The sequence below is a fragment of the Streptomyces sclerotialus genome, assembly GCF_040907265.1.
Classification (GTDB): Bacteria; Actinomycetota; Actinomycetes; order Streptomycetales; family Streptomycetaceae; genus Streptomyces; species Streptomyces sclerotialus.
Genome location: NZ_JBFOHP010000002.1, coordinates 468,656 through 494,493 on the forward strand (window position 1 = coordinate 468,656; position 25,838 = coordinate 494,493).

A 25,838-nucleotide genomic window follows, 5' to 3' on the forward strand; every position below is an offset into this window, starting at 1 on the left:
ATCTTCCTTTCGTTACCGGTTCTCAAGAAGAAGCCAGCAGAGCGGCGGCGGCCTGCACGGCCTCTGCCGCCTGGTCAGGGCGGGTGCGCAGGAAGTAATGACCGCCTTCGGTCAGTTCGTGCAGCTGGACGTCGTCGGCCAGCAGCTGCCAGTCGCGGTACCGGTCCCCGGCGTCGGCCGTGACCGGGTCGTCGGCGGCCGCGACCACGGTGACCGGGGCGGCCAGCTTCTCCGTGGGCGGCGCCGCCAGCAGGTCGGCGAAGTACTGATGGGCCGCGAGGCAGTCGTGCCGGTAGGCCGCGCCGACGTGTTCGGCGCGCTGGGCGTCCAGCTCCTCCAGTTCGGTGTATCCGCCCTCCGCGCCGAGCCGCGCGGCGATCTGTGCGTTGTCGCGCGCGGACAGTTCGGCCATGGCGGCCTGCCGGTCCGCGGCGTCGCCGGGCAGCTGCGCGGCGAGGAAGAGCCGCTGTACCGTCACTCCGCGCCGCTCCAGCCGCCGGGCCGTCTCGGTGGCGAAGGCGGTGCCCGAGGAGTGGCCCCACAACAGGACGTCGTTCAGGCCACGCCGGACGATCTCGGTGACGACCTGCTCGGCCACCTCCGCCAGCGGCGCGAACGGCTCGCTGTGGGCGGTCAGGTCGTGGCCGGGCAGTTCCACGGCGTACACCGCGCGCCCGCTGCCGCGCAGGGCGCGGGCCAGGGGCTGGAAGTTCACCGCGTTGCCGCCGGCGTACGGGAAGCAGACCAGCGCCCCGGTCGTTCCGCCCCCCGGCTCCGCCAGGGCGTGCAGCAGTCCGTCGCGGCGTACGGACCGGCCGTCGACCACGTCGGCCAGGTCGGCCAGGACGGGGTGCCGGGTGACGTCCTTCAGGGAGACGGCGCGCTTGAGGGTGACGGCCAGCTTCACCGCCGACAGGCTGGTGCCGCCCCGGTCGAAGAAGTGGTCCTGGCGGCCGATCCGTTCCTGCGGGATGCCCAGGACGGCCGACCAGGCGGCGGCCAGCCGCCGTTCGGTCGCGGTGCGCGGCGCGTGGTACTCCTCCTCGGCCTCGCCCAGCCGGCCGGCCAGCGCGGTCAGCGCCTTCCGGTCGATCTTGCTGTTGGCGGTCAGCGGCAGGCTCTCCAGCCAGTGGAAGGCGGCGGGCACCATGTAGCCGGGCAGCGACTCCCCCAGCCCCCTGCGCAACGCCGTGACCGGCAGCTCGCGCCCGGCGTAGAACGCCACCAGGTGCTTGCTGCGGTCGGCGCGCTCGGCGACGACCACGGCACCGTCCCGTACGCCGGCCATCCGCAGCAGCGCATTCTCGATCTCCCCGATCTCGATCCGGAAGCCGCGGATCTTGACCTGGGTGTCCCGGCGGCCGAGGAACTCCAGCTTGCCCTCGGCCTGCCACCGGCCCTGGTCACCGCTCCGGTAGAGGCGTTCACCGGCACGGTGCGGGTCGGGCAGGAACGCCTGCCGGGTCCGCTCCGGGTCGTTGATGTAGCCGCGGCCGACGCAGACGCCGGAGAAGACGATCTCGCCGGGGGCACCGAGCGGCACCGGCGCGAGGTGTTCGTCGACGACGTACACGCGCACGTTGCGCACGGCCGGGCCGAGCGGCACCCGGTCGCCCTCGGGCGGCCGGACCATCACCTCGTGGTTGGTGTCGTCCGAGGTCTCGGTGAGACCGTAGGCGTTGACCAGCTTGATCCCGGGCTGGGCCGCGAACCACCGCTGGGCCAGCTCCTTCTTCAGCGCCTCGCCGGTGACCGACACGCACCGCAGGTCCGGCAGGTCGCGGGGCGCCGCCTCCAGTGCCGACAACACGACTTCGAGGTAGGACGGGACGACCTGGAGCACACCCACCCGGCCGTCGACGACGGTGTCGACGAACCGCTGGACGTCCAGCACCGCGTCCTGCCCGATCAGCAGCGTCCGGCCGCCGACCAGCAGCGCGGAGACCAGCTGCCACAGCGAGATGTCGAAGCACTGGGGAGCGGTCTGGGCGACCACCTGCCCCTCGCCGACACCCAGGTCCTCGATCTTGGCGTACAGGTGGTTGAGCATGCCGGCGTGCTCGCACATCGCGCCCTTGGGCTCGCCGGTGGAGCCGGAGGTGAAGTAGATGTACGCGAGCTGGTCCGGCGCGACGGGGATGCCGAGGTCGTCCTCGGCGTGCCCCTCCTCGTACGCGGCGTCGATGAAGAGCTTGTGGGCGCCGGGCACGGTGGTCAGGGCCTCGTCGAGGGTGCCGGTGCTGCCGGGCTCGGTCAGTACGAAGGCGCACTCGGCGCGGCTGAGCGTGGTGGCGATGCGGTCGGCCGGGAAGTGCGGCTCGACGGGCAGGTAGACGCCACCGGCCTTGAAGACGGCCAGGACGGCCGCCATCCAGTCCAGGTTGCGTTCGGTCACCACCGCGACGACGCCTTCTCGGCGCAGCCCGCGGGTCAGCAGGGCGCGCCCCAGCTGGTTGGCGCGGGCGTTGAGTTCGCGGTACGTCCACTGCCGGGTGCCCTGCACGGCGGCGACGGCGTCCGGGTGGGCGCGTACCCGCTGCTCGAACAGTTCGTGGAAGCGGACGTCCGGCAGTGCGCGCCGCGGTCCGGCGAGCCCTTCGAGCTGGAAGCGGAGCTCGTCGGCGGAGAGCAGGCTCTGCCGTGCGTGCTCGGCGTCGGGTCCCGCGGCCAGCAGTGCGAGCGCGCGGCGGTGGTAGCCGGCGACGCGGGCCGCGCACTCCTCGTCCATCGCCTCGGTGCGGTACCGCAGCCGCAGTACCAGTTCCTCGTCCCGGGCTTCGATGCCCGCCCACAGCACGGTGTTCCCGGACGGCTCACCGTCGCCGCCGGTCGGGTCCCACACCGTCTCGTGCTCAGGACCCGCCACGTCCAGTTCCTGCCGCAGTTCCTCGACGGGGAACTCACGGTGCGTCAGGACGGACGCGGCCACGCGGTCGGTCTCCTCGACCACCGCACGCCAGGTGCCGGCGTCGGTCGTCAGCGGGCAGGGCAGCGGCCGGCCGCCCCGGACGGTGACCAGGCCGGTCACCACTTCCCGTTCGCCCGCCAGGGCCGCGAGGACCTTGGCGTGCGCGGCCAGCAGCAGGGAGTCGAACGGCACCGCCAGCTCCTCCGCCAGCCGGCGCAACGCCGTCACCACCTCGGCCGGCACGCTCGCCACCTGCTCCGCGACGCCCGGCACCGGCTGCCGGGTCCACCGCGGGAGCGCGGTGACGCCGCCTCCCACGAGCGCCCCCCGCCAGAAGTCCCGACCGGTCTCGGCTGGCTTTCCCATGGATCTTCCCCCTCCGTTCACCGTTGCCACGGTGCCGCGCGCCGCTGTCCAGCGCGGCGCGGTAGGTGTTCCTGCTGTTCTGACCGATGTCCTGGCCGGCCTGATGACCGGCCCTGTCGCCGGGTCCTCGGACTCGCCGGCAGCGGCGGCCCCGCCGCCCTCTCCGCGCCAAGGGGCCGCGTTCCGGTCCCGGTTGCGGTGTGCTGTGCGTCGTCCGGCATGCCGCATGGCTCCTGCGTCACGCACTCCCCTGGTGCACGGGGTGCGTCTCGGTTGCCGGGTTTCCCGCCCATCGGGCCCGCTGCGGGATCTCCTCCCCCTTCATGAGGAAGGAGTCGGCGGCGAGCACCGCGCCGTCACCCATGGTCACGCCGTAGTGGACCAGGGCTCCGACGCCCAGCGTGCAGCCGTTGCCGATGGTGCTGTGGTCGGATTTGAAGGTGCCGTCCTCCTGCGAGTGGCACTGGATCTTGCTTCCCATGTTGAGCGTGGCGTCGTCCCCGACGGCCGTGAGCGTCCGCTCGGTGATGTAGCAGCCGTCGTCGAAGACCCGGCGGCCGAGCCGGACGCCCAGCATCCGCCACAGCAGATTCTTGAACGGGGTGCCGTTGAACGCGTTGAAGTGGGTGTCGGGCACCTTCCACAGGCGCTCGTGCCACCAGAAGTACTGCTCGTAGATGGAGCACAGCTGCGGCCGCAGCGGGCGGAACCGCAGGATGACCCGCTCCACCATGCTGAAGTAGACGGCGGTGAAGGCGATGCTGAGCGCCATGTAGGCCGCGATCAGCAACTGCTCGACCACGCCGTACAGTTCGATGGCCGCGACGGCCAGCACGGTGAGCACGAAGACGTGCACCCACCGCAGGAACAGGAAGAGGGCCATCGTGACGGTGTTGTGCCGGTTCTTCGCCGCGAGGCGCCGGCGGAACTCGTCGCCCGTGCGGAAGTGGTCGAAGCGGATGTCCCGCTCCACGGAGCGGGGGATCTCGAAGCTCGGCGAGCCGAGCAGCCCCACGCCCTCCCGGACCTCGCCGTCCAGCGGCACCATCACCTTCGTCGCGAGCAGGCAGTTCTCTCCCGTCCTGCCGCCCGCGGGGTAGGCGATGAAGTTGCCGAGGAAGTTGTGCGCGCCGATCGACGCCCGGGACACGCGGAAGGAGCTGCTGGAGAAGTCCGCGTTGATGATCGACAGTCCGTCGGCGACCATCGTGCCGCTGCCGATGGTGGCGAGGAACGGCGTCTCGTGTGCCACGTCCGTGCCGAAGTTGGACCCGGTCTGCTCGATCCGGGACATGTCGTACCCGAGGTAGCGCAGGTAGTGGACGATGTAGGAGCTGTCGCCGAAGAGCCACTTGAAGAACTTGTTGTTGGTCATCCGTGCGATGGCCCGGTGCACCGAGTAGTGGAAGCCGTACAGCGGATACACCTTGTCCGGCTTGACCAGCAGGTTCAGCAGGCGCGGCACGGTGAACAGCCAGACCATGCCCAGCAGGGTGAAGCCGAAGAACACCACCAGGGAGATGACCAGCGCGTCGAGGTAGAGCGCCGCGGAGGTGAGCCCTTCGGTGCCCGGCCCCAGCCACCTGCCGAGCGCGGGGACCTCCGTCAGCAGGAGGTACATGACACCGACCCCGAGCGGCACGTAGACGACGCACACCTGCACCAGCGTGAGGAAGCCGTAGCCGAAGCGGCGCAGGGTGCCGCAGCCGGCCGGCGCGACGCGTACGTAGTCCACGTCCGTCCGCTGTGCGGGCGACCCGTGCCAGTGCTGCCCGGCCGGTACGGCCTCGCCGCTCTGCAGCGCCGAGGCGTGGCCCAGCTGGGCGCCGTCGCCCAGCGACGTCTTGATGTCCAGTACGCTGCGCTCGCCGATGTAGACGTCCCGGCCGAGGGTGACGGGGCCGGTCTGGATCCGCCCGGCGTGCGCCCGGTAGCAGAGGAAGTACGCGTCCTTGCGGATCACCGTGCCGGCGCCGATGGTGAGCAGGTCGGTGCAGACCGGAACGGCGGGCGAGAGGATCGTGACGTTCCTGCCGATGCGCGCACCGAGGGCCCGGAGGTACAGCACGTACAGCGGATTGCCGATGAAGAACCGCATCGGGTTCGCGTGGATCAGTACCCGGACGGTCCAGAAACGCAGATAAGCCAGGCTCCACACCGGGAATTCGCAGGTCTGCCAGCGGCCGACGAGAATCCATTTGGCCGCCACCGGAAAGAGGCACATGCCGAGGAAGCCGGCAGTGCCGAAAAGGGCCGACCGCAGGTAGATGTCGCCGAGGCCGGAGCCGGCGGAGACCCAGGTGAAGCCGCGGACCGTGACCAGTCCGGCGAGATAGGAGTACGCAAGGAAGATCAGCAGTTGCGCGGTTCCGCAGAGTACGTACCGCCGCGTGCTGCCGGCGGGCGCCGGCTCCTCGGGGACGACCGGTACCGGTACGGCCGGGACGGCCGGCAGGGCCGTGGCCAGGCTGCGGATGGTCGGGTGCCGGTAGATGTCCTTCATGGAGACCGAGGGCAGGTCGTCATGCTTCCGCACCCGCGCGCAGAACTGGGCCATGAGCAAGGAGTTGGCGCCGAGGTCATCGAAGAAGTGACTGTCGACCGACACACGTTCGGCCTTGACCACACCGGCCAGCAGCTCGGCGAACTTCCGCTCGGTACGGGTCGATGGTGCGGTGTCCCCATTGTGAATAGTTGAAGATTCAACCAGATCCGCTGTCGAGAACTCGACAGGTTTTCCCACCACGTGAGCTCCTTGTAAGTCAATGTCGATGGCCGTGCGCGAATTCAATGCATTCGTTCTGCGTGGTGGGGGGACTGGCGCGACGCCCTCGGCAGCCGCCTCCCGGGGCAGGGCAGGGCGGCGTCCCGAGGCACGAGAAGAAAGGGCTCACTACAGGCACGCGCAATACGGCCCGCCACGAGGGCAGGCTCGGCCCACGGCCCGGTGTGCTCGCGGTGATCGCTCTCGCCGTCGTCCTCGGCGTGGCCCGGGTCCTCTGTGGGGTGACCCGGTTCCTCGGTGCGGTGGTTCAGGGCCGGAGCGCTGTCGGGCCCCTGTGGCGCTTCCGGGTCGGCCGCCCGGCCGGTGAACCCGGCCCTGAGCGCTGCCCGGTCGAGGTATCCGCACGTCCTGAGGGATCTGCTGCGCGCCGGGGCGGGTACGCGGGCACACCGGCCCGCCGCGCCCGTACGCCCGGAGAGCACGGAGGTACAGGTCCGTCGGTACTGGACACGGTTCGGCGGCGCGATCACCGTGCACGCCCCCGCGGCGCGCACGGCCGGGGCCGGCCGTCGTTGCGATGTGCGGTCCAGGAACTCCCCCCGTTCCCTGTGTGCGCCCGGGCCCCCCGACCCTGACGCTTCCCCCCTACCGACCAGCTTGTCGTAACCCTGCATCGACGTCATGAGCACGGCTCCCCCTCGAGACGCGCATAGGTGGTGACAGCAGGTTAAGCACGCCCCGACCCGGGAACCATCCGGCGGCCGAACTCGGCGAGAAGCGGTTCACCCACAGGTGTTCGTGCAGGTAGCACGACGGAACAACGGAACCGGGCGGCCTCATGCGCCACGGTCAGAAAGGGGCGGGCGCGCGCTCCAGGAGCACGCGCCCGCGTGCGCCGCCCGCTGTCAACCCCGGAGTGCGCCCCACCGCCCACCGCCGGAAGTGCCGCGAGGGGCGACAGGCGCTCACCGTTGCTGAAGGCCTCTGGCCGGCGCCGTCGGACGGTGTGTGATTTAGCCGACTCCCACTTCCGGGGAACCGAGCCAGTCGAGGAGTATCCGGTTCACCTCGGCGGGACGCTCCTGCTGGATCCAGTGCCCGCAGCCCTCCAGGAGCCGGCAGGAGACCAGGCCAGGAAGGGTCTTGGGGAACGCCTCGATGGCCGCGCTCAGCCAGCCGGCCGAAGCGTCCAGGGCGCCGCCGAGGAAGAGCGACGGCTGGGTGACGGGCGCGCCGTCCCACGGGGCGAGGTCCGCCCAGTCCCGGTCGGCGTTGCGGTAACGGTTGAGCGCGCCGGTCAGCCCCGTCCGCTCGAACTCCCCCGCGTAGTGGTCGAGAACGGCTTCGGTGAGCCAGGCCGGCAGGGCGCCGGTGGGAAAGCGGTCGCGCATCCGCGCGCCTCGGGGCACGAAGAAGAGACCGGGCTCCTCGGCCGGCGGCATGGTGTCGGCCGAGAGCCCGGCGTAGAAACCCGCCAGCCAGCCGCGGACATCGGGTTCGATCTCGGCTTCCGCCCGGCCGGGCTCCTGGAAGTAGCTGACGTAGAACTCCTCGTCGCCGCCGATCCGGGAGAACACCTCGGAGGGCCGGGGCCCGCCCCGCGGCGCGTACGGAACACTCAACAGCCCCACCGCCGATACGAGTTCGGGCCTCAGCAGTGCGGTGTTGGCGGCGATGGGAGAGCCCCAGTCGTGCCCCACGACGACCGCGCTCCCGGCGCCCAGGGCCTCGATGACGGCGGCGTTGTCCGCCACGTGCTCCAGCATCCGGTACGCGTCCACCGCACCGGGTGCGGAGGAGCGGCCGTACCCACGGACGTCGATGGCCACCGCCCGGTAGCCCGCGGCGGCCACGGCCGGGAGCTGGTGCCGCCAGGAGTACCAGGACTCGGGGAAACCGTGGAGGAAGAGGACCAGCGGACCGGTCCCCTGCTCGACGAGGTGGATACGGCCACCGGGCGTGCGCACCGAGCGGTGCCGTGGTTCCGGCACGGGGGTCTCCGGAACGGAACGGCTCGGTACGGGAGAGGGCTGCGGCATGTTTCCTCCTCTGGGGGCAGGTCGCGGGCCGGTCTCTCATGATCCTCTGCGTGCCGCCCGGCGGTCGCGACGTTTCTTGCCGATCCGGCAACCCGGCGCCCCGCGGCCGGGCCCCGCGGACCGCCGCGCCCGGCGCCCGGTGCCCGGTTTTGGCCGTCTTCCGCACGGGCGCCGTCCCGTGCTCCTGCCCGGTCCTTCCGTGGCCACTGCAGGCATTCCTCGTCGTGAGCACGGGAATGTACTGCGCGCCGGGACCTGCCGCCGGACGGTACTCGGCCGGATCAGGCCGCACAGCGGCTGTTACCAGCCGTTCCGTGCGCGCTCGCGAGGTGGGGACCGGCTGCGCCCGGTGCCGCCCGGCCGGGCGGACCGGCTGTTGGAGTCCGGTGGGGGCAGATGCGGCGGGCATGCGCGGTGAGGCGTGTTCGGCACTCCTCGGAGGGCGCATCCGGCCGTTCCCCGCATGGCCGGGTCTGCGCGAGGCCGCCCATTCCGGCCCCGGTCGCGCTGGCCGGATCGGCTCAGCGGTGCCGCGGGGCGCGGGCGGGCCGCCGCCGTGCGACCTCCGGCGGCGACGCGCCCCCGGCGGCCCGGCTGCGGGCTCCCGGTGTCTGGAACGTGTCCCGACGGGGCATGCATCGTTGGCCTGGTACGGGTGGTGGCCCTCAGGGGACCGGATTCCGCTCCCGGCGGCCGCCGGTCGTCCACCATCGCTGAGGCAGGCGGACCGGCTACACAGGAGGGACCTATGACAGCGGACCGGCACGGGCACCGGATGAGTCACACCGGCGCCGATGCCCTCGTCCACTACGAACGGGCCCTGGACCACCTGGTGTTCTTCCGCCCCGAGGTGGCCGACTCGGCCCGCGCGGCGCTCGATGCGGCACCGCGCTCGGTGATGGCGCAGGTGCTGGCCGCGTACCTCGGCGTGCTGGGCACCGAGGAGAAGGACGCGGCGACGGCCCGCGACACCTTCCTCCGCTTCCGCGCCGGCCTGGACGAGGAAGGCCTCACGCCCCGGGAGCGGATGCACCTCGCCGCCGCCGAGGCCTGGCTCGGCGGCGAGATCCACCGCGCCGGGCGCCTGCTCGGCGACCTCACCGTCGCCCATCCCCGCGATGTGCTGGCGCTCTTCGCCGGGCACCAGCACGACTTCCTCACCGGGGACGCCCAGCGCCTGCGCGACCGCATCGGCGGGGCGCTGGGCGCCTGGGAGCCGGACGACCCGCACCGCGGACCGCTGCTGGGCATGTACGCCTTCGGCCTGGAGGAGTCGGGCCACTACGAGCGCGCGGAGGAGGCGGGTCTCGAAGCCCTCGCACAACACCCGCGCGACGTCTGGGCGATCCACGGCGTGGTGCACACGTACGAGATGCGGGGCCGCTTCACCGACGGCATCCGTTTCCTCGACGCCCGCACCGACGACTGGTCGGACGGCACCCTGCTCACCGTGCACAACTGGTGGCACTACGCCCTCTACACGCTGGAGCTGGGCGACGCGGCACGGGTGCTGAAGATCTACGACGCGGCGCTGCACCACGAGGAATCGGCGGGCGTCGCGATGGAACTGCTGGACGCCGCCGCCCTGTTGTGGCGGCTCTATCTGGCCGGCGAGGACCAGGGCGGGCGGTGGGCGCGGCTCGCCGACGCCTGGGAGCGCCGCGACGACGGCGCGCACTACGCCTTCAACGACGCGCACGCGGTGATGGCCTTCGTCGGAGCGGGCCGCATCGCACTGGCCGAGCGGCTGGTGGCGGACCGGCAGCGCTGGCTGGTGGGGGCGGCGCCGACGCTGTCCAACCGTGCGATGACCGCCGACATCGGGCTACCGGTGTGCCGGGCGCTGATCGCCTACGGACGCCAGGAGTACGGCCGCGCCACCGACCTGCTGCTGCCGGTCCGGCACCGGCTGCACGAGTTCGGCGGCAGCCACGCCCAGCGGGACGCCGTCCAGCGCACCCTGGTCGAGGCCGCCCTGCGGGCAGGCCGGACGGACCTGGCGCGCACGCTGCTCAGCGAGCGCATCCAGCTGCGCCCGGTGTGCCCGTACAACTGGTCGGCGCAGGCCCGGCTGGAGGAGCAGCTCGGTGATCCGGTACGGGCCGCCGCCGCACGCGAAAAGGCCGCGGCGCAGGCCGCGTCGTGAAGGGCCGCCGACGGTGAAGGTTCCGGCCAGCGGCACGCTCCCGGCGGCCGTGTCCGCTTCCCAGGCCGGGCCACGGCCCGGACCACAGGTCAGCGCAGCGGAGCCGGCCTCCGCCGTGCGCGGCTGAGGGGGCGGCGGGGACGGACGTGACTCGGGGGCCCGCCGGCCACCCCGGAACACATATTTCCGCGCGTCTCATTACTGATCCTGAGACCCCGGCCGGCCCTTGCCTATTCCGGACAACCTGCTGAATTCATCGCCCTGGAGCCGCTGACCGCGAAAACGCTTGTCATGCCCCGGCTCCCGGCCCGGCGCCGTGGTGTGCGCCCGGCTCACTTACCGGAGTTCCCGACTGCCGTTTTCCCGCTCTGAGCAGCGCTTTTCCGCAGGATATCGACGCCTTCCGGCCCGTAGCGGAGCCGGACATACGGAATTCAGGGCTCACGGCAATTTCCTGCCCCAACAGTAAGTCGGCTTCTGTACTGTCCGTCCCGATGAGTGCAGAGTGCGACACAGCACTCACACCGTCACGCAGTCGCACGAGGGCCGTCCGGCGGAGGATGCATAGATGCTGATCAGGCAGGGGGGCCTGACGCACCCGGTAGTTATCACCCCGTCCGAGTTCGCCGTGGCGCGGGCCTGTCCCGCGCGGCATCGCTCCGACGCCGGTGAACTCGGACCGGTTCCCTCCGGCCCTCAATCTTTCCGTCATCGCTTTCGGCGTCGCGCCCAGCACGCACATCCATCAGGAGGACAGCACCATGGCACGGATTTTCATCATGGGTTCCGGTGTCGTCGGCACAGCCACCGGTAAGGGCTTTTTACACGCCGGACACGAGGTGACCTTCATCGACATCTCGCACCAGCGGCTCGAATACCTGCGCTCGCAGGGTCTGGATGCGCGTGACGTGCTCGATCTGCGTAATGAACCGGACGCATTCATTTTCCTCACGCTGCCCACGCCCAACGTCGGGCACCGCTACGACCTGACCGCTTTCGAGGACGGTACCGCGTCGGTGGGCGCGGCCCTGGCCGACGCCACCGCCGACCACACCGTGGTCGTCCGGTCCACCGTGCCGCCGGGCACCACCGAGGGTCTGGTGCAGACGCTGCTGGAGAAGCACTCGGGGAAGACCGTCGGCGAGGGCTTCTCGCTGGCCGGCAACCCCGAGTTCCTGCGCGCCGCCACCGCGCTGGAGGACTTCCGGCACCCCTGGATGACCGTGATCGCCTCCCGCAGCCAGCGGACCGTGGAGCGGCTGACCGCGCTGCTGGCGCCGTTCGGCGGGGAGCTGCGTACCTTCTCCAACCCGGCAGCGGCCGAGCTGGTGAAGTGCGCGCACAACATCTACAACGCCACGAAGATCAGCTTCTGGAACGAGATGTGGCTGGTCAGCCAGACCCTCGGCATTGACCTGGACCCCGTCGCGCAGACCGTCGCGCGTTCCGCCGAGGGTTCCTACAACCCGCTGTACGGCATCCGGGGCGGCGCGCCGTACGGCGGTGTGTGCCTGCCCAAGGACACCCAGGGCTTCCTGGGGCTCGCCGAGTCCCTGAACCTGGACATGCCGCTGCTCAAGGCCGTCGTACAGGTCAATGACACGCTGATCGAACGGGCCGACCGCGAAGCGGACGAACTGGCCGCCGAACTCGCCTGACCGCGCGGACACCCCCTCCGAGCCCCCACTCCCCCCTTGCCCGGCCTCGGCACACCCGTGAACGAGAACGGAACCATGAGTGCCCTACTAGACACCACGCTCTATGACTTCCGGTACTACCTGGTCTATCTGCCCCTGGGCATCCTGGGACTGGTGCGCTGGAGCTGCTGGCTCGTGCGCCGCGCGCCGGCGGCGCTGTACCGCCCGGTGCGGAACGACTTCCGGCTGCCCCTGAGCATCGTCGTCCCGGTGTACCAGGAAGATCCCGAGATCTTCGCGCACGCGATCGAGTCCTGGCTGGCCAACGACGTCGAGGAGATCGTCCTCGTCATCGACGTCACCGACCACGCGTGCCAGGAGGTCGCGGCCCGCTATCCCGTGACCGTCGTCATCACCGACGTGCCCGGCAAGCGTGACGCGCTGCGGCGCGGCTGGGAGGCGTGCAAGACCGACCTGGTCGCACTGGTGGACTCCGACACCATCTGGGCGGAGGACGTGGCGGCCGAGGTGTGCAAGCCGTTCGCCGACCCGGAGGTCGGCGGTGTCGGCACCCGGCAGAACGTCTACAACCCGCGGGGCTTCCTGCAGCGGGTGAACGACATGTACCTGGACTACCGGTACTTCGACGAGAACGCGGCGCAGACCGCGGTGGGCCGGGCCGTCTCGTGCCTGTCCGGCCGGACGGCGGTCTACCGGCGGGAACTGCTGCTGGAGATATCGGACGAGTTCATGCAGGAGACGTTCATGGGCGTGCCCTGCATGTCCGGTGACGACAAGCGGCTGACCACACTGGTCCTGGCGCGCGGCCACCGTACGTACATGCAGCGTTCGGCCCGGGTGTGGTCGACCTTCCCGGGCACCTGGCGGATCTTCATGAAGCAGCGGCTGCGCTGGTCCCGCAACACGTGGAGATCAGATCTCAGAGCGCTGTCGTCCCGCTGGATCCGGCGCCACCCGTTCCTGGCCTTCACCATGGCCGACAAGGCGGTGAGCAGCTTCACCCTGCTGGTCGCACCGTTCTTCATGACGTACGCGATCATCCGGCAGGACTGGTTCTTCGTGGCGTGCCTGGCCGCCTGGTGGTGGATCAGCCGGGCCATGAAGATGCTCCCGCACCTGGTCCGCAAGCCGTCCTCGTTCTTCCTCGTGCCCGGCTTCGTACTGGTGTCGTTCGTGATGGCCGGCGTGAAGATCTGCGCTCTGCTGACGATCCGCAGGCAGCGCTGGCTGACCCGGCAGGTGTCCGTCGTCAACGGTGTCGCGGTGCGGACCTCGCCGCAGGCCGCCGGTTCGGAGGCAGGAGCATGAAAACCGCATACCGCTTCGGGGCGGCCGCGGCCGCCCTCTCGGCCGTCCTGGCGCTCGGCATCGAGTCCGCGCCGCCCGCGGCGGCCGTCGGCGCTCCGGAGGACGTGGCCGCCTGGGAACGCACCGGGCGGCCCGACCGGCTGATGGTGCTGCGGCCGCGCAGCGTGAGCCTGCTGAGCGGCGGCACGCTGGTACGCCGGCTGTACCCGGGGACGCCGTCCGTGTCGCTGGGCTGGCTGGCCGCCAACGCGGGCCGGGAGTGGATCTCCCACGAGTCCGGCACGCCGTCCACGGTGCGGGTCCGTACGGCGATCCTGCTCGCCCCCGACACCATCCTGCGCATCGACGACCAGACCAAGAAGGTGCTGCTGGACGCCGGCCGCGATGCCAGGTCGGGGACGTGGATCAGCGGCAGCCGGGCCTCGCTCGACGTCGACAGCACCACACTGGCGTCGGTCACTCCGGACGGCTCCAGCCCCGCGCCCGCCGACGCGCCGGGGCGGCCGTACGTGTCGATGGGCGCGGGCGGCCGGATGGACTTCCGCAACGCCACCGTCAGCGGGCTCGGCCGTGTCGGCGACACCACCACCGCCGATCAGTCGGGGGTCACCTGGGCCCGGGACAGCACCGGTTCGGCCACCGGCTCGACGTTCGAGGGGAACTACACCGGGCTGCGGCTGGCCGGTTCCAAGGACGTGACGCTGAAGAACGTCACGGCGTCGGGAGCCACCGAGGACGGCATCGTGCTGAAGGGGGACCGCGGCACCCGGGCGACCGGGCTGGCCGCCGACTCCAACGGCCGTACCGGCATCGCCCTCGGCGGTACCGACGGCCGCACGCTGGCCGGCCTGACCACGCGCGACAACGACGGCGCCGGGATCAAGGCCACCCTCCAGCGGGGCCTTACGCTGAACTCGCCCAACTCCCACTTCGACCAGGGCGGCGGCATCGACCTCACCTCCTGCCGGGAGTGCGTCGTACGGAAGGCCACGGTGGAGAGCTCGTCCCGTGCCGCGGTACGCGTCTCCGGCGGGGACAGCACGGTCTCCGTCGAGGACGCCGAGCTGACCGGGCACAACGGGAGCGAGCCCGGCATCCTGCTGGGCGAGGGCATCAAGGGCGCCACGGTCTCCGGCGGCACGGTCGGCGGCTTCGACCGCGGTATCGGCATCACCGGCTCGGGCGTCCGCATCGAGGACACCGCGCTGACCGGCAACCGCACCGGCATCACCATCGGCGGCGACGCGGAACGGGTCGCGCTGCGTGACGTCCAGGTGGACGGCGGCGAGACCGGCGTCCTGGCCTCCGCCACGACCCGCCGCATCACGCTCTCCGACGTCCGGGTCACCGAGGCCAGCCGCAAGGGGCTGGCCTCCAGCTCGCCCGGACTGCGGGTCACCGGCGGCGAGCTGTCCGGCGGGACGACCGCCGTCGACCTCGGCGCCCCGGCCCGCCTGGAGGACGTGGCGATCGGCAGTACGCACCGCGGCATGCACCTGGCGCAGAAGGTCCGCGCCTCCGGCAAGTCCCTGGACGTGCTGGCCGAGCGGCAGGGCGTCGTCGCGGACGCCGGGTCCCGGCTGGACCTCACCGATTCCCGCGTCCGGGCCCCCGTCGCGCTCGACGGGGAGGGCGAGGTCAAGCGGCACGGCAAGACGGAGATCACGCTGCCGCCGTTCCCCTGGCTGGGCTTCGCCGCGCTGGTGGCCCTCGCCCTGGCCGTCGTCCTGCAGACCCTCCATCACGTCCGGCACCGCGGCACCCCACGGCCCAAGGTCGCCGGGCACGTCGAGAACACGGCCTGACGCCCTGTCAGCCGTATCGCTGATGCCGGCCGCCGCCCCTCGAGGACGGCGGCCGGAGAAGGAGTGCACACCATGACCCACCGTTCCACCGGAGCCGGCCCCCGGCCCGAGTCCCCGGCCGGCACCGAACCGGTCTCGCCCGGCGGGCGCGCGTTACGCGGCCCCGCCAGAACCCTGCGTGCCGGCACCGTCCTGCTGTCGGCGGGAGCGCTGGTCACCGGCCTGACCGGCGTGTTCGCCCCGCCCGCACAGGCCGCTGCGTGCAGCGGACAGGTGCGGTACGCGTCCAGCACCAACACGCTCTACCTGACGTCGGGCACGGCGACACTGCCCGACATCGCCCGGCTCTGCGCCAGCGCACCACTGTACGAGGTCGACGGCTCGCCCGGCACCTGGCAGCTGGACGCCAACCTGGTCGTCCAGAACGGTGCCACCCTGAACGTGCACGGCAGCGACGCGGGCGGTGCCGTGGACACCCTGCGGCTCAACAGCCCGGCGAGCAACAAGCCCACCGAGGTCGTCTCCGTCACCGCGCAGTACGGCAAGATCGACATCGACGCCGTGGACGTCACGTCCTGGGACGCGGAGAAGAACGGCCCGGACACCGACACCTCGGCCGGTGCCGGGGAGCGCGGCCGGGCCTTCATCCGGGTGCTGTCCTTCCTCGACGCCGACGGCACGCCCCGCCAGTCCACGATGAACATCTACAACAGCGACATCGGCTACCTCGGCTACTACGCGGCCGAGAGCTACGGCGTGGCGTACAAGGCCCGCGGCTGCGACATCAACCACCAGGACGTCTGCGACAAGCTGGACGTGCTCGGCGACCAGATCGGCAGCCGCTTCCACCACAACTACATGGGCACCTACACCTTCGGTGCCTACGGGATGACGTTCGACCGCAACGAGTACGACAACAACATCACGTACGGGCTCGACCCGCACGACGACTCCGACCACCTGACGATCACCAACAACCACGCGCACCACAACGGCAACCACGGGATCATCTGCTCCCAGCGGTGCGACAACCTGGAGATCGTCGGGAACGAGAGCGACCACAACGGCATCCCGCCGTACACGCCGCCGGGCGACGACGACCCGTCGGACAACCAGGTGCACGGCATCATGCTGCACCGCGGCGTCACCGACAGCGTCGTACGGAACAACAACGTGCACGACCAGCCCAACGGCGCGGGCATCGCGGTCTTCGACAGCAGTGACGACGTCATCGAGAACAACACCGTCACGGGTGCGAAGTACGGGCTGCGCTACAGCGTCGGTTCCCAGGACATCACCACACGGAACAACACCGTCACCGACAGCGGGCTGTACGCCGTCTTCACGTACCAGGGCTCGGACAAGCCCGCGTACACCAACGACACCGGCCGGCCCGCCCGGCTGGAGTTCACCGGCAACACCTTCGACGGTTCCGGGAGCAACGCCGCCAAGCTGAACCAGAGCGACGACCTGACCTTCCGGCAGAACACCTTCACGGGCACCTTCGAGTCCGGCGTGCTCACCCAGTCGACCGCCGGGACGGTCTTCGAGAAGAACACCGCGCCGGCCGGACTGACGCACTCCGTCAAGAGTGACGCCGGCACCTCCGGGACGATCACCTTCCGCGACCAGAATCCCGTCAAGGTGCAGCTGGATGCGGCCAGTTCAGCGACGTTCACGGCGACTGGCCTGAAAGCGGGCGCTTCGTACAAGCTCGTCGCCGACGGACGTACTGTGGCCACCGGCAAGGCGGACGCCGAGGGCAGTGTGACCCTGCGCGCCAGGCCGACCAGCACCGCGGCGATGACGTACAGCATCAGCGCCGCCTGACCCAGGCCGCCCCGCCGCTGGCCTCGCGGCGGGGCGGCTGACGCGCCCGGGCGCGGAGAGGAGCAACGGCTCATGGACCGGAGGAAGTTCATCGCCGCGGGAGCGGCCACCACCCTCGCCGCCCTCCTCGCCTCGTGCTCCGGATCGGACGAGCACCCACCGCCCCCGCGCGACACGGACGAGCCCTCCTCCCCCGGCTCGACCCTGGACTGGGACACCGCCGCCGTGGCCCGCTTCTTCGGCTCCCGGCTGCGGCCGCGCGAGGAAGGCTCCTTCGGGCTGGACCGGACCGTGCTGCGGCACCACCCGGAGTACGGGCCCGTGCTGCGGGTGCGCTACCCGGCCCGGTCGGCCAGCCCCACCGTCGCCCGCCGCTACGGCCGCCCGGAAGGCGGCGCGCAGCTGTACCTGCCGCTGCGCTCGGGCCCGACCGACTCCCTCCACCTGCGGTACTACCTGCGCTTCCCGAAGGGCTTCGACTTCGTCAAGGGCGGCAAGCTGCCGGGCCTGTACGGCGGCACGGTGACCGGCGGCCGGCGCATCCCGGACGGCGAGAACGGCCTGTCCACCCGGTACATGTGGCGCAGCAAGGGCCGGGGTGAGGTCTACGCGTACCTGCCCACCTCCGTGGAGCACGGCACCTCGCTCGGGCGCGGCAAGTGGAAGTGGCCGACCGGCCGCTGGGTCTGTGTGGAGCAGTCCGTACGGCTCAACACACCGGGCGAGGACAACGGTTCGGTCGAGGTGTTCCTCGACGGCCGGCGGGTGCTGCGCGAGGACGAGCTGGAGTTCCGCACCTCGAAGAAGCTGAAGATCGAGGGCGTGTTCTTCTCCACCTTCTTCGGCGGCTCCGACCCGAGCTGGGCGACGCCGCAGGCCGACTACGCGGACTTCGCGGCGTTCGCGGTCTCGCACCGGCGCATCGGGCCCGTCCGGCACGACTGAGCACCGGCCCCCGCGCCGCCTGTCCGCGGTCAGGAGGACTCGCGCACGACCAGCTCCGTGGGCAGGGTGATCTGCTGCCGGGGCGTGTCCGGGCCGGCGATCTCGCGCAGCAGGATGCGGGCGATCGTCCTGCCCAGCTCCTCGACGGGCTGGCGCACGGTCGTCAGCGGCGGGCTGGTGTGCCGGGCGATGAAGGAGTCGTCGAAGCCGACGACCGCCACGTCGTCCGGCACCCGCCGCCCGTGCGCCCGCAGCTCGGCCAGCGCGCCCACCGCCATCACGTCCGAGGCCACGAAGAGGGCGTCCAGGTCCGGGATCCGCTCCAGGAGCGTCCGTACGGCGGTCCGTCCGCCCTCCTCGGTGAAGTCCGACCGCGCCACCAGTCGCTCGTCGGGCCGCGCTCCGGCCTCGCGCAGGGCCTCCTGCCAGCCCTGGAGCCGGCCGCGGCCGACGTCCATGTCCATCGGTCCGGTCACCGTCGCGATGGTGGTGCGGCCCCGCTCCAGCAGGTGCCGTACGGCCGCGCGGGCGCCGCCCACGTTGTCGGCGTGGGCGTGGCTGAGCGACTCCTCGGGCGAGCGGCGGCCCGCGAGCACGGTGGGCAGGCCCATGCCCTCCAGCAGCGCGGGCAGCGGGTCGTCCTCGTGCACCGAGGCCACCAGCACGCCGTCCACCCGCCGCTCGGCGACGGATTCGGTGAGCCGGTCGCGTTCGCCCTGGTCGCGGACGAGGATCAGCTGGAGCTGGGTACGGGTGTCGGCGAGGCCGGTGCTGACGCCGCGGATGACGGCGGCGAAGTACGGTTCGGCGCCCAGCCGGGACTCCGACTCCGGGATCACCAGGGCGATGGAGTTGGTCCTGCTGGTGACCAGGCCGCGGGCCACCGAGTTCGGTACGTACTTCAGCTCGGCGATGGCGGCCAGGACGGCGGCCCTGGCCTCGTCGCTGACGAGCGTCGAACCGTTGATGACGCGCGAGACCGTGGTGCGGCCGACTCCGGCACGCGCCGCCACGGTTTTTATGGTCGGCCGCTGTCCGCCCGCCATCCCGCCTCCCCCGTCGTTGCCCGTCCCCTCGCCCGTCACCAGCGCATTGTGCCAGACCTTCGGGGTGTCCCGGACGACTTCCGGCGCTTGGCTAGCGGAGGGCCAACTGCCTTATGTGTTCAAGTCATTGACACGGGGCCCGACTGCGGCCACTCTTCCGGAACACCGATGGGCACGTTCCCAGCGGCGGGCTGCCGCGAATGGGAACGTACCCACTTCGTCCTGAACCCGGGAGGGGAACGATGGTGAGCGTTCGGAAAACGATGACAAGGAGATCCCTGGCCGCGGTCGCGGCCGTGGCCGCGCTGGGCCTGGTCGCGGCCTGCGGCGGCAGCGACGCCGGGAACACCGGCGGTGGCGTCAAGGACGGCAAGGTCACCATCACCATGGGCCTGTACGGCGTCATGGGCTTCAAGGAGACCGGGCTGCTGGAGAAGTACGAGAAGGAGCACCCGAACGTCACCATCAAGGCGGAGGTAGCCGGTGACGAGCAGACGTACTACACCGCCCTGCAGACCCACCTCACCGCGGGCAGCGGCCTCAAGGACATCCAGGGCATCGAAGTCCTGCGTGCCAAGGAGATCGTGGACACCCGGGCCGACAAGTTCGCCGACCTCTCCAAGGTAGCCGGAACCGGACATTTCCTGCCGTGGAAGCAGAACCAGGTGACCGCGGCGGACAAGAAGGTCATCGGCCTGGGCACCGACATCGGCCCGATGGCGGTCTGTTACCGCAAGGACATGTTCGCCAAGGCCGGGCTGCCCACCGACCGCGAGAAGGTCGCCGAGCTCTGGGCGGGCGACTGGTCGAAGTACGTCGATGTGGGCCGGAAGTTCAAGTCCGGCTTCAAGGGCGACCGCGTGGCTTTCACGGACAGCGCGAGCGGTCTGTTCAACGCCATGATCTACGGCAGCTCCCAGCAGTTCTACGACACCGAGGGCAAGCTGATCTACAAGGACAACCCGGTCGTCACGGATGCCTGGAAGCTGGCTTCCGACGCCGGTTCCTCCGGGCTGACCGCCAAGCTCCGGCAGTTCCAGCCGGGCTGGGACCCGGGCCTGGCCAACAGCACCTTCGCCACGACGGTGTGCCCGGCGTGGATGCTGGCCCACATCAGTGAGAAGGCGGGACCGCAGAACAAGGGCAAGTGGGACGTGGCCAAGGCGCCCAAGGGGGCCAACTGGGGCGGCTCCTTCCTCGGCGTCATGGAGCAGAGCCCGGTCAAGGAGGAGGCGAAGAAGCTGGTCGCCTGGCTCACGGCCCCGGAGCAGCAGGCGTACATCTTCGAGAAGCTCGGCAACTTCCCGTCCTCGGAGAAGGCGCTGAAGGCGCCCGAGGTGGCCGACGCGAAGTCGGAGTACTTCAGCGGCGCACCCATCGGTGAGATCTTCGGCGACGCCGCCCTGGAGATCCCCGACAAGCAGGTGCTGGGCCGCAAGGACGGCACGATCAAGGACATCTTCTCGCAGGGCCTGTCGCTCATCGAGGCCCAGGGCAAGAGCCCGGACGCGGCCTGGAAGGACACCGAAGAGCGCATCAAGAAGGCCACCGGCTGACCGCCGGCCCCGACCGAGACAGGAGGATCCCGGTGGCCCTGCAGACCTTCCGGCGGCGTACGTTCTGGCACCGGCTGGACGTACGCGGCGCTCCCTACGCGTTCGTCGCCCCGTTCTTCGTCGTCTTCGCCGCCTTCAGCTTCTATCCCCTGCTCTACACCGCGTGGATCTCGCTGCACCGGGTGGAGCTGTCCTCCATGGACCTCATGGAGTGGGTGGGGTTCGACAACTACGTGGCGCTGTGGGAGGACGAGCGCTTCTGGAACGCGCTCGCCAACACCTTCACGCTCGGCGTGGTCTCCACCGTCCCGCAGCTGCTGATGGCGCTGGGGCTGGCGCACCTGCTGCACTACCGGCTGCGCGGCTCGGTGTTCTTCCGGGTCGCGGCGCTGACGCCGTACGCGACGTCGGTGGGCGCCGCCGCGCTGGTCTTCACCATGCTCTTCGAGCGCGACTTCGGCATGATCAACTGGCTGCTGGGGCTGGTCGGTCTGGACCCGGTCAACTGGGAGAACGACAAGTGGGCGGCCCAGCTCGCCATCTCCTCGATCGTCATCTGGCGCTGGACGGGCTACAACGCGCTGCTGTACCTGGCGGCGATGCAGGCCGTGCCGGCGGAACGGTACGAGGCCGCCGCGCTCGACGGCGCCTCGCGCTGGCAGCAGTTCCGCATGGTCACGATCCCCGGCATCCGGTCCACCGTCGTCTTCACCATCGTGCTGTCCACGATCGGCGCGACGCAGCTCTTCGGTGAGCCGCTGATCTTCGGCCAGGGCCCGAACGGCATCACGGGCGGCGCCGACAACCAGTACCAGACCCTGGGCCTGCTGCTGTACGAGGAGGGCTGGAAGAACTACCAGATGGGGCGTGCCGCGACCGTCGCCTGGGCGATGTTCCTGCTGCTGGTCCTCGTCTTCGTCGTCCAGCGCGCCGTCCGGCGCCTCGCCTCACGCCCGGCCGGTGCCCGGCCCGTCCTGTCCAGGAGCGGCCAGTCATGACCACCGACTCTCTCCAGGCCCCGGCGGCGGGGCGAGGCCCTGCCGCGCCCGCCGACCGTGCCCGTCCTCCTGTCCGCCGCCGGCGGTTCCTGCGGCCCGGTGCCGGCCGCCAGCACCACGCCGGGCCCGTCGCCTACGCCCTGCTGATCATCGCTACCCTCGCGTCGCTGTTCCCGCTGTACTGGACGATGGTGGCGGCCTCCAGCGACAACACCCGGGTCTCCCAGACCCCGCCGCCGTTCCTGCCGGGCCCGCACCTCTTCGAGAACCTGGGCAAGGCCTGGAACGACGCGGCGCTGGGCAAGGCCATGACGAACAGCCTGATCGTGGCGGGCGTCATCGCGCTGTCGACGGTGCTGTTCGCGACCCTCGCGGGCTTCGCCTTCGCCAAGCTCCGCTTCCGGGGGCGCAACATCCTGCTCATGCTGGTCATCGGCACGATGATGGTGCCGCCGCAGCTGGGCGTCGTACCGCTGTTCATGATGATGAGCGACCTGGGCTGGGGCCAGCAGCTGCCGGCGGTCATCTTCCCCACCCTGGTCAGCGCGGTCGGCGTGTTCTTCATGCGGCAGTACCTGGCCGAGGCGCTGCCCGACGAGCTGGTCGAGGCCGGCCGGGTGGACGGCGCGCACTCGCTCCGCATCTTCTGGAGCATCGTGCTGCCGGTCGCCCGGCCCGCCATGGCCGTGCTGTTCATGATCACGTTCGTGCACGCGTGGAACGACTTCTTCTGGCCGTTCATCGCGCTGGACATGACCAATCCGACGGTCCCGGTCGCCCTGACCCAGCTGAGCGCGGGCTACGTCCGCGACCAGTCACTGATCATGGCGGGCGCGCTGCTCGGGACGCTGCCGCTGCTGGCGATGTTCATCGTGTTCGGCCGCCAGATCGTCGGCGGCATCATGCAGGGCGCGGTGAAGGGATGACCGCCGGCCCGCTGCCCGTTTCCCGCGATTCCCCCGCTTCCGAGCTTCCTGCGTCTCCCCCTCTTCCGACTCCGTTCCGGAAAGGACTCCTTTGACTACCGCATCACACACCGTGGCCACCGCTCCTCAGCCCGCCGCCGTCCGCACGTTCCCGCCCGGCTTCCTCTGGGGCACGGCCACCGCCGCTTACCAGATCGAGGGCGCTGCCGCCGTGGACGGCCGGACGCCCTCCATCTGGGACACCTTCGCGCGCACGCCGGGCAAGGTGCGCAACGGCGACACCGGCGACATCGCCACGGACCACTACCACCGCTGGCGCGAGGACGTCGCCCTCATGGCCGACCTGGGCGTGGGCGCGTACCGCTTCTCGCTGTCCTGGTCCCGCGTCCAGCCCACCGGGCGCGGCCCCGCGGTGCAGAAGGGCCTGGACTTCTACCGCCGGCTGACCGACGGGCTGCTGGAGAAGGGCATCCAGCCGGTGGTCACGCTGTACCACTGGGACCTGCCGCAGGAGCTGGAGGACGCGGGCGGCTGGCCGGAGCGGGCCACCGCCGACCGGTTCGCGGAGTACGCGGCGCTGGCCGTCGAGGCGCTGGGCGACCGGGTCCGTACATGGACCACGCTGAACGAGCCGTGGTGCAGCGCCTTCCTCGGCCACGCCTCCGGGGTGCACGCGCCAGGCCGTACCGAGCCGGTGGCCGCGCTGCGTGCCGCGCACCACCTCAACCTCGCGCACGGCAAGGCCGTCCAGGCGCTGCGCGCGGGGCTGCCCGACGAGGCCGACATCTCGATCACGCTCAACCTCCACCATGTGCGCGCACGCACCGGCAACCCGCAGGACACGGACGCGGCGCGGCGGATCGACGCCCTGGCCAACCGGGTGTTCACCGGCCCGCTGCTGACCGGCGCCTACCCCGCCGACCTGCTGGCCGACACGGCCCGGCTGACCGACTGGTCCTTCGTGCGGGACGGCGACACCGCGACGATCCACCAGCCGCTGGACTTCCTGGGCGTCAACTACTACACGCCGACCCTGGTGTCGGCGGCGGGCGACGAGGAGCCCGGCCACTCGTTCGACGGTCACGGCGAGAGCGGGCACAGCCCGTGGCCCGGCGCCGACGAGGTGGTCTTCCACCGGCCGCCGGGGCGGACGACGGCGATGGGGTGGGCCGTGGATCCGAGCGGCCTGTACGACCTGCTGCTGCGGGTGAAGGCGGACGTGCCGGACCTGCCGCTGATGATCACCGAGAACGGCGTGGCGTGCGACGACTACGTCGACCCGAGCGGCGCGGTGCACGACCCGGACCGGATCGCGTATCTGCACGGACACCTGGCGGCGGTGCACCGCGCGATCGAGGCCGGCGTCGACGTCCGCGGCTACTTCCTGTGGTCGCTGCTGGACAACTTCGAGTGGGGGTACGGCTACAGCAAGCGTTTCGGCGCGGTGTACGTGGACTACCCGACCGGGCGGCGCATCCCGAAGGCGAGCGCCCGGTGGTACGCGGAAGTGGCCCGCGCGAACGCGCTCCCGGAAGGAGGCGAGGAGGAGGCGTGACGGGAGGTCCGGCACCCGGCGGCCCGGATACGGGCGCAGCGCTCACGTCAGGAGGGCGAGCAGGTGGGCGCAGGCGGCGGCTTCGCCTGCGTGCCGTGCGATGACCTCGTACCTGCCGCGTTCGTAAGCCCCGGTCTCCCACGCCCCGTCCGCCGTCCTGCGCAGGTACAGGAAGTCGGGGGGCGTGGGGGCCGGCTCGTGGACGCCCTCGATGCGGTAGTGGCCGTCCGCCACCCCGGCCGCGCGCAGTGCGGACCGCAGTTCCTGCCGGTCGATGGCGTCCTCCTCCGTGCGGTCCGCTCCGGTCACGCGTCGGCGCGCGCCAGGTACTTGTGGTCCACCAGCCACTTCACATTGAGCCGTTGGCCCGCGCCGGGGTCGAGGAAGACCGCGTCCAGCTTGATCTGCTGACCGCCGCCGGGCTGCTCGAACCAGGGGGCTATGCTGCCCTGCCACACCCAGAACGGCTTGATCACCTTGTACGTGTGGTAGTCGCACGGCGCCGCCGGCTCGCGGGTGTTGAGGTTCTGCGGGGGCAGCGCACGCTCGGCGTACCGGTCGCCGGCCGGCGCGAGGTACCCGCCGAACTCGGAGCCGAAGCGGTCCAGCCGCTGGCCGGTGCGCAGCTTCGTGGGCTCCTTGTCGACCTCGCCGTTGACCTCGGCGAACCCGTCGTTGGGCGGGTACTTCCAGCTGCCCGAGTCCGCAGGGCCCTCCCAGTACTTCTTGAGGAAGGCGCCGGGCGACAGGGAGCCCGTCCGCTGGTATCCCTTCAGCAGCGGGCCCACCGGTGCCAGCTGCTTGTTCGGCAGCCACTTGGGGCCGAGCCGCGCGTCACCCTGGAACTTCCCGGTGCAGGGCTGAGGACGGGCGGTGGCAGCGGCCGCCGGGCGCTCCTCCTGCTGCTGCGGAGCGGCGCTCGCGGCAGGGGCCGCCGCCAGCCCGGCGGCGAGACCGAGCGCGGCGAGCACGGTACGAAGGCGGTTCACTCAGGGTTCTCCTCGTGCGGGCCGGTGCGTGCCGAGGGCGTGCCGCACCGGCGGCACGCGTGGTCGCACGCTGCCGCGACGCTGCTGGTACGCCATCGGCTCTGGGCGGTCCGCACGGTAATCGGTCGATCACACCGGGCGGTAGGAGGCTACGCCGCTTTCCGGCCACACCGCCGTCGAGGAGCAGGCGTGCGGCAGGGGGCCGCCGTCCGGTCGGCCCCCTGCCACAGGGTGTTCTTCACTTCGTACGGGCGTTCCGCGCACCGGCCGGCGCCGGAGGCCGGTCAGAGGCCCAGCAGCCCCAGGCCCAGGAGTCCCTTGCCCTCCTTGCCGCCGAGAAGGCCGCCGGTGCCCTTCTCGGGTGTCTCGCCCTTGGTCGCGTCTTGCTGCGGCGGCTCGTTCTGTCCGGCGTCCGGCTGATTACCCGGCGTGGTGACGCCCGGCTGGAGGCCCGGCGTCGTATTCTGCTGCTCGCCCGGGGTGACTCCCTGCGGCTCGGGCTGCGGGTCGCCCGGGACGCTCGCCGGGCCGTTGACGGGGTCCTCGTCGCCGGGGTCGGCCGCCTGCGCCGCTCCGGCAGCGGCTGCCGGAGCGTAGGCGGCGGCCACCGGGGCGCCGAGGAGGATGATCATGGAGGCGGCGGCTGCCGCACCTGCCGCGAGTCGGGTACGCACGGTGCTCTCTCCCTCGCATCATGGATGTGACGTGACCGTCCTTCCGCGTGTCGGCGCGTGACTAACGGAGCTTCACCCGACTACCGGGGGACAGATCACTGGATCGCACGGTGCCCGAGGTGGCCGCGGTCGTTGGGCCGTACGGGTGCGTGAGGTGGCTCACGGGAAAGCGGGGGCGTTGCGTGTGCGGGGCTGGGTACGAGCCCCGAGATCGCCGAGCGGGATACCGGTATGAAAGGGTGGAAACTCGGCGAAAAGCAACGTGAGAAAGGAGCCGCCATGTCGTCCAAGCGCCGCCGCAAGAAGAAGGCACGTCGCAAGAACGGTGCCAACCACGGCAGCCGCCCCCAGTCCTGAAGGGCCG

The 25,838-nt window shown here is 71.1% G+C and carries 18 protein-coding genes; 11 read left to right on the forward strand and 7 right to left on the reverse strand.

The annotated features are described in order from the left end of the window. Positions 1–22: 22 nt before the first annotated feature. The 3 genes from AAC944_RS02250 to AAC944_RS02260 all read right to left on the reverse strand — a co-directional run bounded on the left by AAC944_RS02250 (position 23) and on the right by AAC944_RS02260 (position 8,038). Entirely contained in the window at positions 23–3,274 is a 3,252-nt protein-coding gene (locus AAC944_RS02250; RefSeq protein ID WP_030607338.1) for a non-ribosomal peptide synthetase, read from the reverse strand. A 238-nt stretch (positions 3,275–3,512) separates the two neighbouring features. Continuing rightward, on the reverse strand, positions 3,513–5,984 hold the full coding sequence (locus AAC944_RS02255; RefSeq protein ID WP_438272845.1) for a Pls/PosA family non-ribosomal peptide synthetase: 2,472 nt from the start codon (positions 5,982–5,984) through the stop codon (positions 3,513–3,515). Positions 5,985–7,012: 1,028 nt separating this feature from the next. Continuing rightward, complete coding sequence (locus AAC944_RS02260) at positions 7,013–8,038, reverse strand: alpha/beta fold hydrolase (RefSeq protein ID WP_030607333.1); 1,026 nt, start codon at positions 8,036–8,038, stop codon at positions 7,013–7,015. A 748-nt stretch (positions 8,039–8,786) separates the two neighbouring features. Between AAC944_RS02260 and AAC944_RS02265 the strand changes: the two genes are divergently transcribed. From AAC944_RS02265 to AAC944_RS02290, 6 genes are all read left to right on the forward strand, one after another. Further along, a complete protein-coding gene (locus tag AAC944_RS02265) occupies positions 8,787–10,184 on the forward strand; it encodes a tetratricopeptide repeat protein (RefSeq protein ID WP_030607330.1) in 1,398 nt (465 codons plus the stop codon). 761 nt (positions 10,185–10,945) lie between these two features. Continuing rightward, positions 10,946–11,842, forward strand: a complete 897-nt coding sequence (locus AAC944_RS02270; RefSeq protein WP_078888291.1) for a 2-dehydropantoate 2-reductase N-terminal domain-containing protein — start codon at positions 10,946–10,948, stop codon at positions 11,840–11,842. 75 nt (positions 11,843–11,917) lie between these two features. Beyond that, entirely contained in the window at positions 11,918–13,150 is a 1,233-nt protein-coding gene (locus AAC944_RS02275; protein ID WP_030607325.1) for a glycosyltransferase, read from the forward strand. After that, the gene (locus tag AAC944_RS02280) at positions 13,147–14,955 is read left to right on the forward strand and encodes a right-handed parallel beta-helix repeat-containing protein (protein ID WP_030607323.1); all 1,809 of its coding nucleotides are present in this window, start codon (positions 13,147–13,149) and stop codon (positions 14,953–14,955) included. The genes AAC944_RS02275 and AAC944_RS02280 overlap by 4 nt, the downstream gene beginning before the upstream one ends. 72 nt (positions 14,956–15,027) lie before the next feature. Next, positions 15,028–16,785, forward strand: a complete 1,758-nt coding sequence (locus AAC944_RS02285; RefSeq protein ID WP_030607320.1) for a right-handed parallel beta-helix repeat-containing protein — start codon at positions 15,028–15,030, stop codon at positions 16,783–16,785. 72 nt (positions 16,786–16,857) lie between these two features. Then, complete coding sequence (locus AAC944_RS02290; RefSeq protein ID WP_037771046.1) at positions 16,858–17,730, forward strand: polysaccharide lyase; 873 nt, start codon at positions 16,858–16,860, stop codon at positions 17,728–17,730. Positions 17,731–17,759: 29 nt separating this feature from the next. Here the strand turns inward: AAC944_RS02290 and AAC944_RS02295 are convergent, their stop codons facing one another. Next, a complete protein-coding gene (locus AAC944_RS02295; protein ID WP_030607313.1) occupies positions 17,760–18,776 on the reverse strand; it encodes a LacI family DNA-binding transcriptional regulator in 1,017 nt (338 codons plus the stop codon). A gap of 263 nt (positions 18,777–19,039) precedes the next feature. On the opposite strand from AAC944_RS02295, the gene AAC944_RS02300 reads away from it, so the two are divergent. The 4 genes from AAC944_RS02300 to AAC944_RS02315 all read left to right on the forward strand — a co-directional run bounded on the left by AAC944_RS02300 (position 19,040) and on the right by AAC944_RS02315 (position 23,811). Continuing rightward, positions 19,040–20,332, forward strand: a complete 1,293-nt coding sequence (locus AAC944_RS02300; RefSeq protein ID WP_037771044.1) for an ABC transporter substrate-binding protein — start codon at positions 19,040–19,042, stop codon at positions 20,330–20,332. A gap of 26 nt (positions 20,333–20,358) precedes the next feature. Then, complete coding sequence (locus AAC944_RS02305) at positions 20,359–21,330, forward strand: carbohydrate ABC transporter permease (RefSeq protein ID WP_051871283.1); 972 nt, start codon at positions 20,359–20,361, stop codon at positions 21,328–21,330. After that, positions 21,327–22,256, forward strand: a complete 930-nt coding sequence (locus tag AAC944_RS02310) for a carbohydrate ABC transporter permease (RefSeq protein ID WP_030607308.1) — start codon at positions 21,327–21,329, stop codon at positions 22,254–22,256. Before AAC944_RS02305 ends, AAC944_RS02310 begins: the two co-directional genes overlap by 4 nt. Before the next feature lie 91 nt (positions 22,257–22,347). Beyond that, complete coding sequence (locus tag AAC944_RS02315; RefSeq protein WP_030607305.1) at positions 22,348–23,811, forward strand: GH1 family beta-glucosidase; 1,464 nt, start codon at positions 22,348–22,350, stop codon at positions 23,809–23,811. Between the two features lie 42 nt (positions 23,812–23,853). Here the strand turns inward: AAC944_RS02315 and AAC944_RS02320 are convergent, their stop codons facing one another. The 3 genes from AAC944_RS02320 to AAC944_RS02330 form a co-directional block, all read right to left on the reverse strand. Further along, on the reverse strand, positions 23,854–24,087 hold the full coding sequence (locus AAC944_RS02320) for a hypothetical protein (RefSeq protein WP_030607302.1): 234 nt from the start codon (positions 24,085–24,087) through the stop codon (positions 23,854–23,856). A 29-nt stretch (positions 24,088–24,116) separates the two neighbouring features. Beyond that, positions 24,117–24,800: a TNT domain-containing protein gene (locus AAC944_RS02325; protein WP_030607300.1), complete on the reverse strand. Its 684-nt coding sequence runs from the start codon at positions 24,798–24,800 to the stop codon at positions 24,117–24,119. A 284-nt stretch (positions 24,801–25,084) separates the two neighbouring features. After that, a complete protein-coding gene (locus AAC944_RS02330; protein ID WP_030607297.1) occupies positions 25,085–25,474 on the reverse strand; it encodes a hypothetical protein in 390 nt (129 codons plus the stop codon). A gap of 279 nt (positions 25,475–25,753) precedes the next feature. Between AAC944_RS02330 and AAC944_RS36470 the strand changes: the two genes are divergently transcribed. Continuing rightward, the gene (locus tag AAC944_RS36470) at positions 25,754–25,831 is read left to right on the forward strand and encodes a 50S ribosomal protein bL37 (protein ID WP_370443954.1); all 78 of its coding nucleotides are present in this window, start codon (positions 25,754–25,756) and stop codon (positions 25,829–25,831) included. Positions 25,832–25,838 lie beyond the last annotated feature (7 nt).

Bases quoted from the DNA above. Each gene is read 5' to 3' on its own strand.
- AAC944_RS02250 (WP_030607338.1), bottom strand. From the start codon at position 3,274: ATGGGAAAGCCAGCCGAGACCGGTCGGGACTTCTGGCGGGGGGCGCTC.
- AAC944_RS02260 (WP_030607333.1), bottom strand. From the start codon at position 8,038: ATGCCGCAGCCCTCTCCCGTACCGAGCCGTTCCGTTCCGGAGACCCCC.
- AAC944_RS02265 (WP_030607330.1), top strand. From the start codon at position 8,787: ATGACAGCGGACCGGCACGGGCACCGGATGAGTCACACCGGCGCCGAT.
- AAC944_RS02270 (WP_078888291.1), top strand. From the start codon at position 10,946: ATGGCACGGATTTTCATCATGGGTTCCGGTGTCGTCGGCACAGCCACC.
- AAC944_RS02275 (WP_030607325.1), top strand. From the start codon at position 11,918: ATGAGTGCCCTACTAGACACCACGCTCTATGACTTCCGGTACTACCTG.
- AAC944_RS02280 (WP_030607323.1), top strand. From the start codon at position 13,147: ATGAAAACCGCATACCGCTTCGGGGCGGCCGCGGCCGCCCTCTCGGCC.
- AAC944_RS02285 (WP_030607320.1), top strand. From the start codon at position 15,028: ATGACCCACCGTTCCACCGGAGCCGGCCCCCGGCCCGAGTCCCCGGCC.
- AAC944_RS02290 (WP_037771046.1), top strand. From the start codon at position 16,858: ATGGACCGGAGGAAGTTCATCGCCGCGGGAGCGGCCACCACCCTCGCC.
- AAC944_RS02295 (WP_030607313.1), bottom strand. From the start codon at position 18,776: ATGGCGGGCGGACAGCGGCCGACCATAAAAACCGTGGCGGCGCGTGCC.
- AAC944_RS02300 (WP_037771044.1), top strand. From the start codon at position 19,040: ATGACAAGGAGATCCCTGGCCGCGGTCGCGGCCGTGGCCGCGCTGGGC.
- AAC944_RS02310 (WP_030607308.1), top strand. From the start codon at position 21,327: ATGACCACCGACTCTCTCCAGGCCCCGGCGGCGGGGCGAGGCCCTGCC.
- AAC944_RS36470 (WP_370443954.1), top strand. From the start codon at position 25,754: ATGTCGTCCAAGCGCCGCCGCAAGAAGAAGGCACGTCGCAAGAACGGT.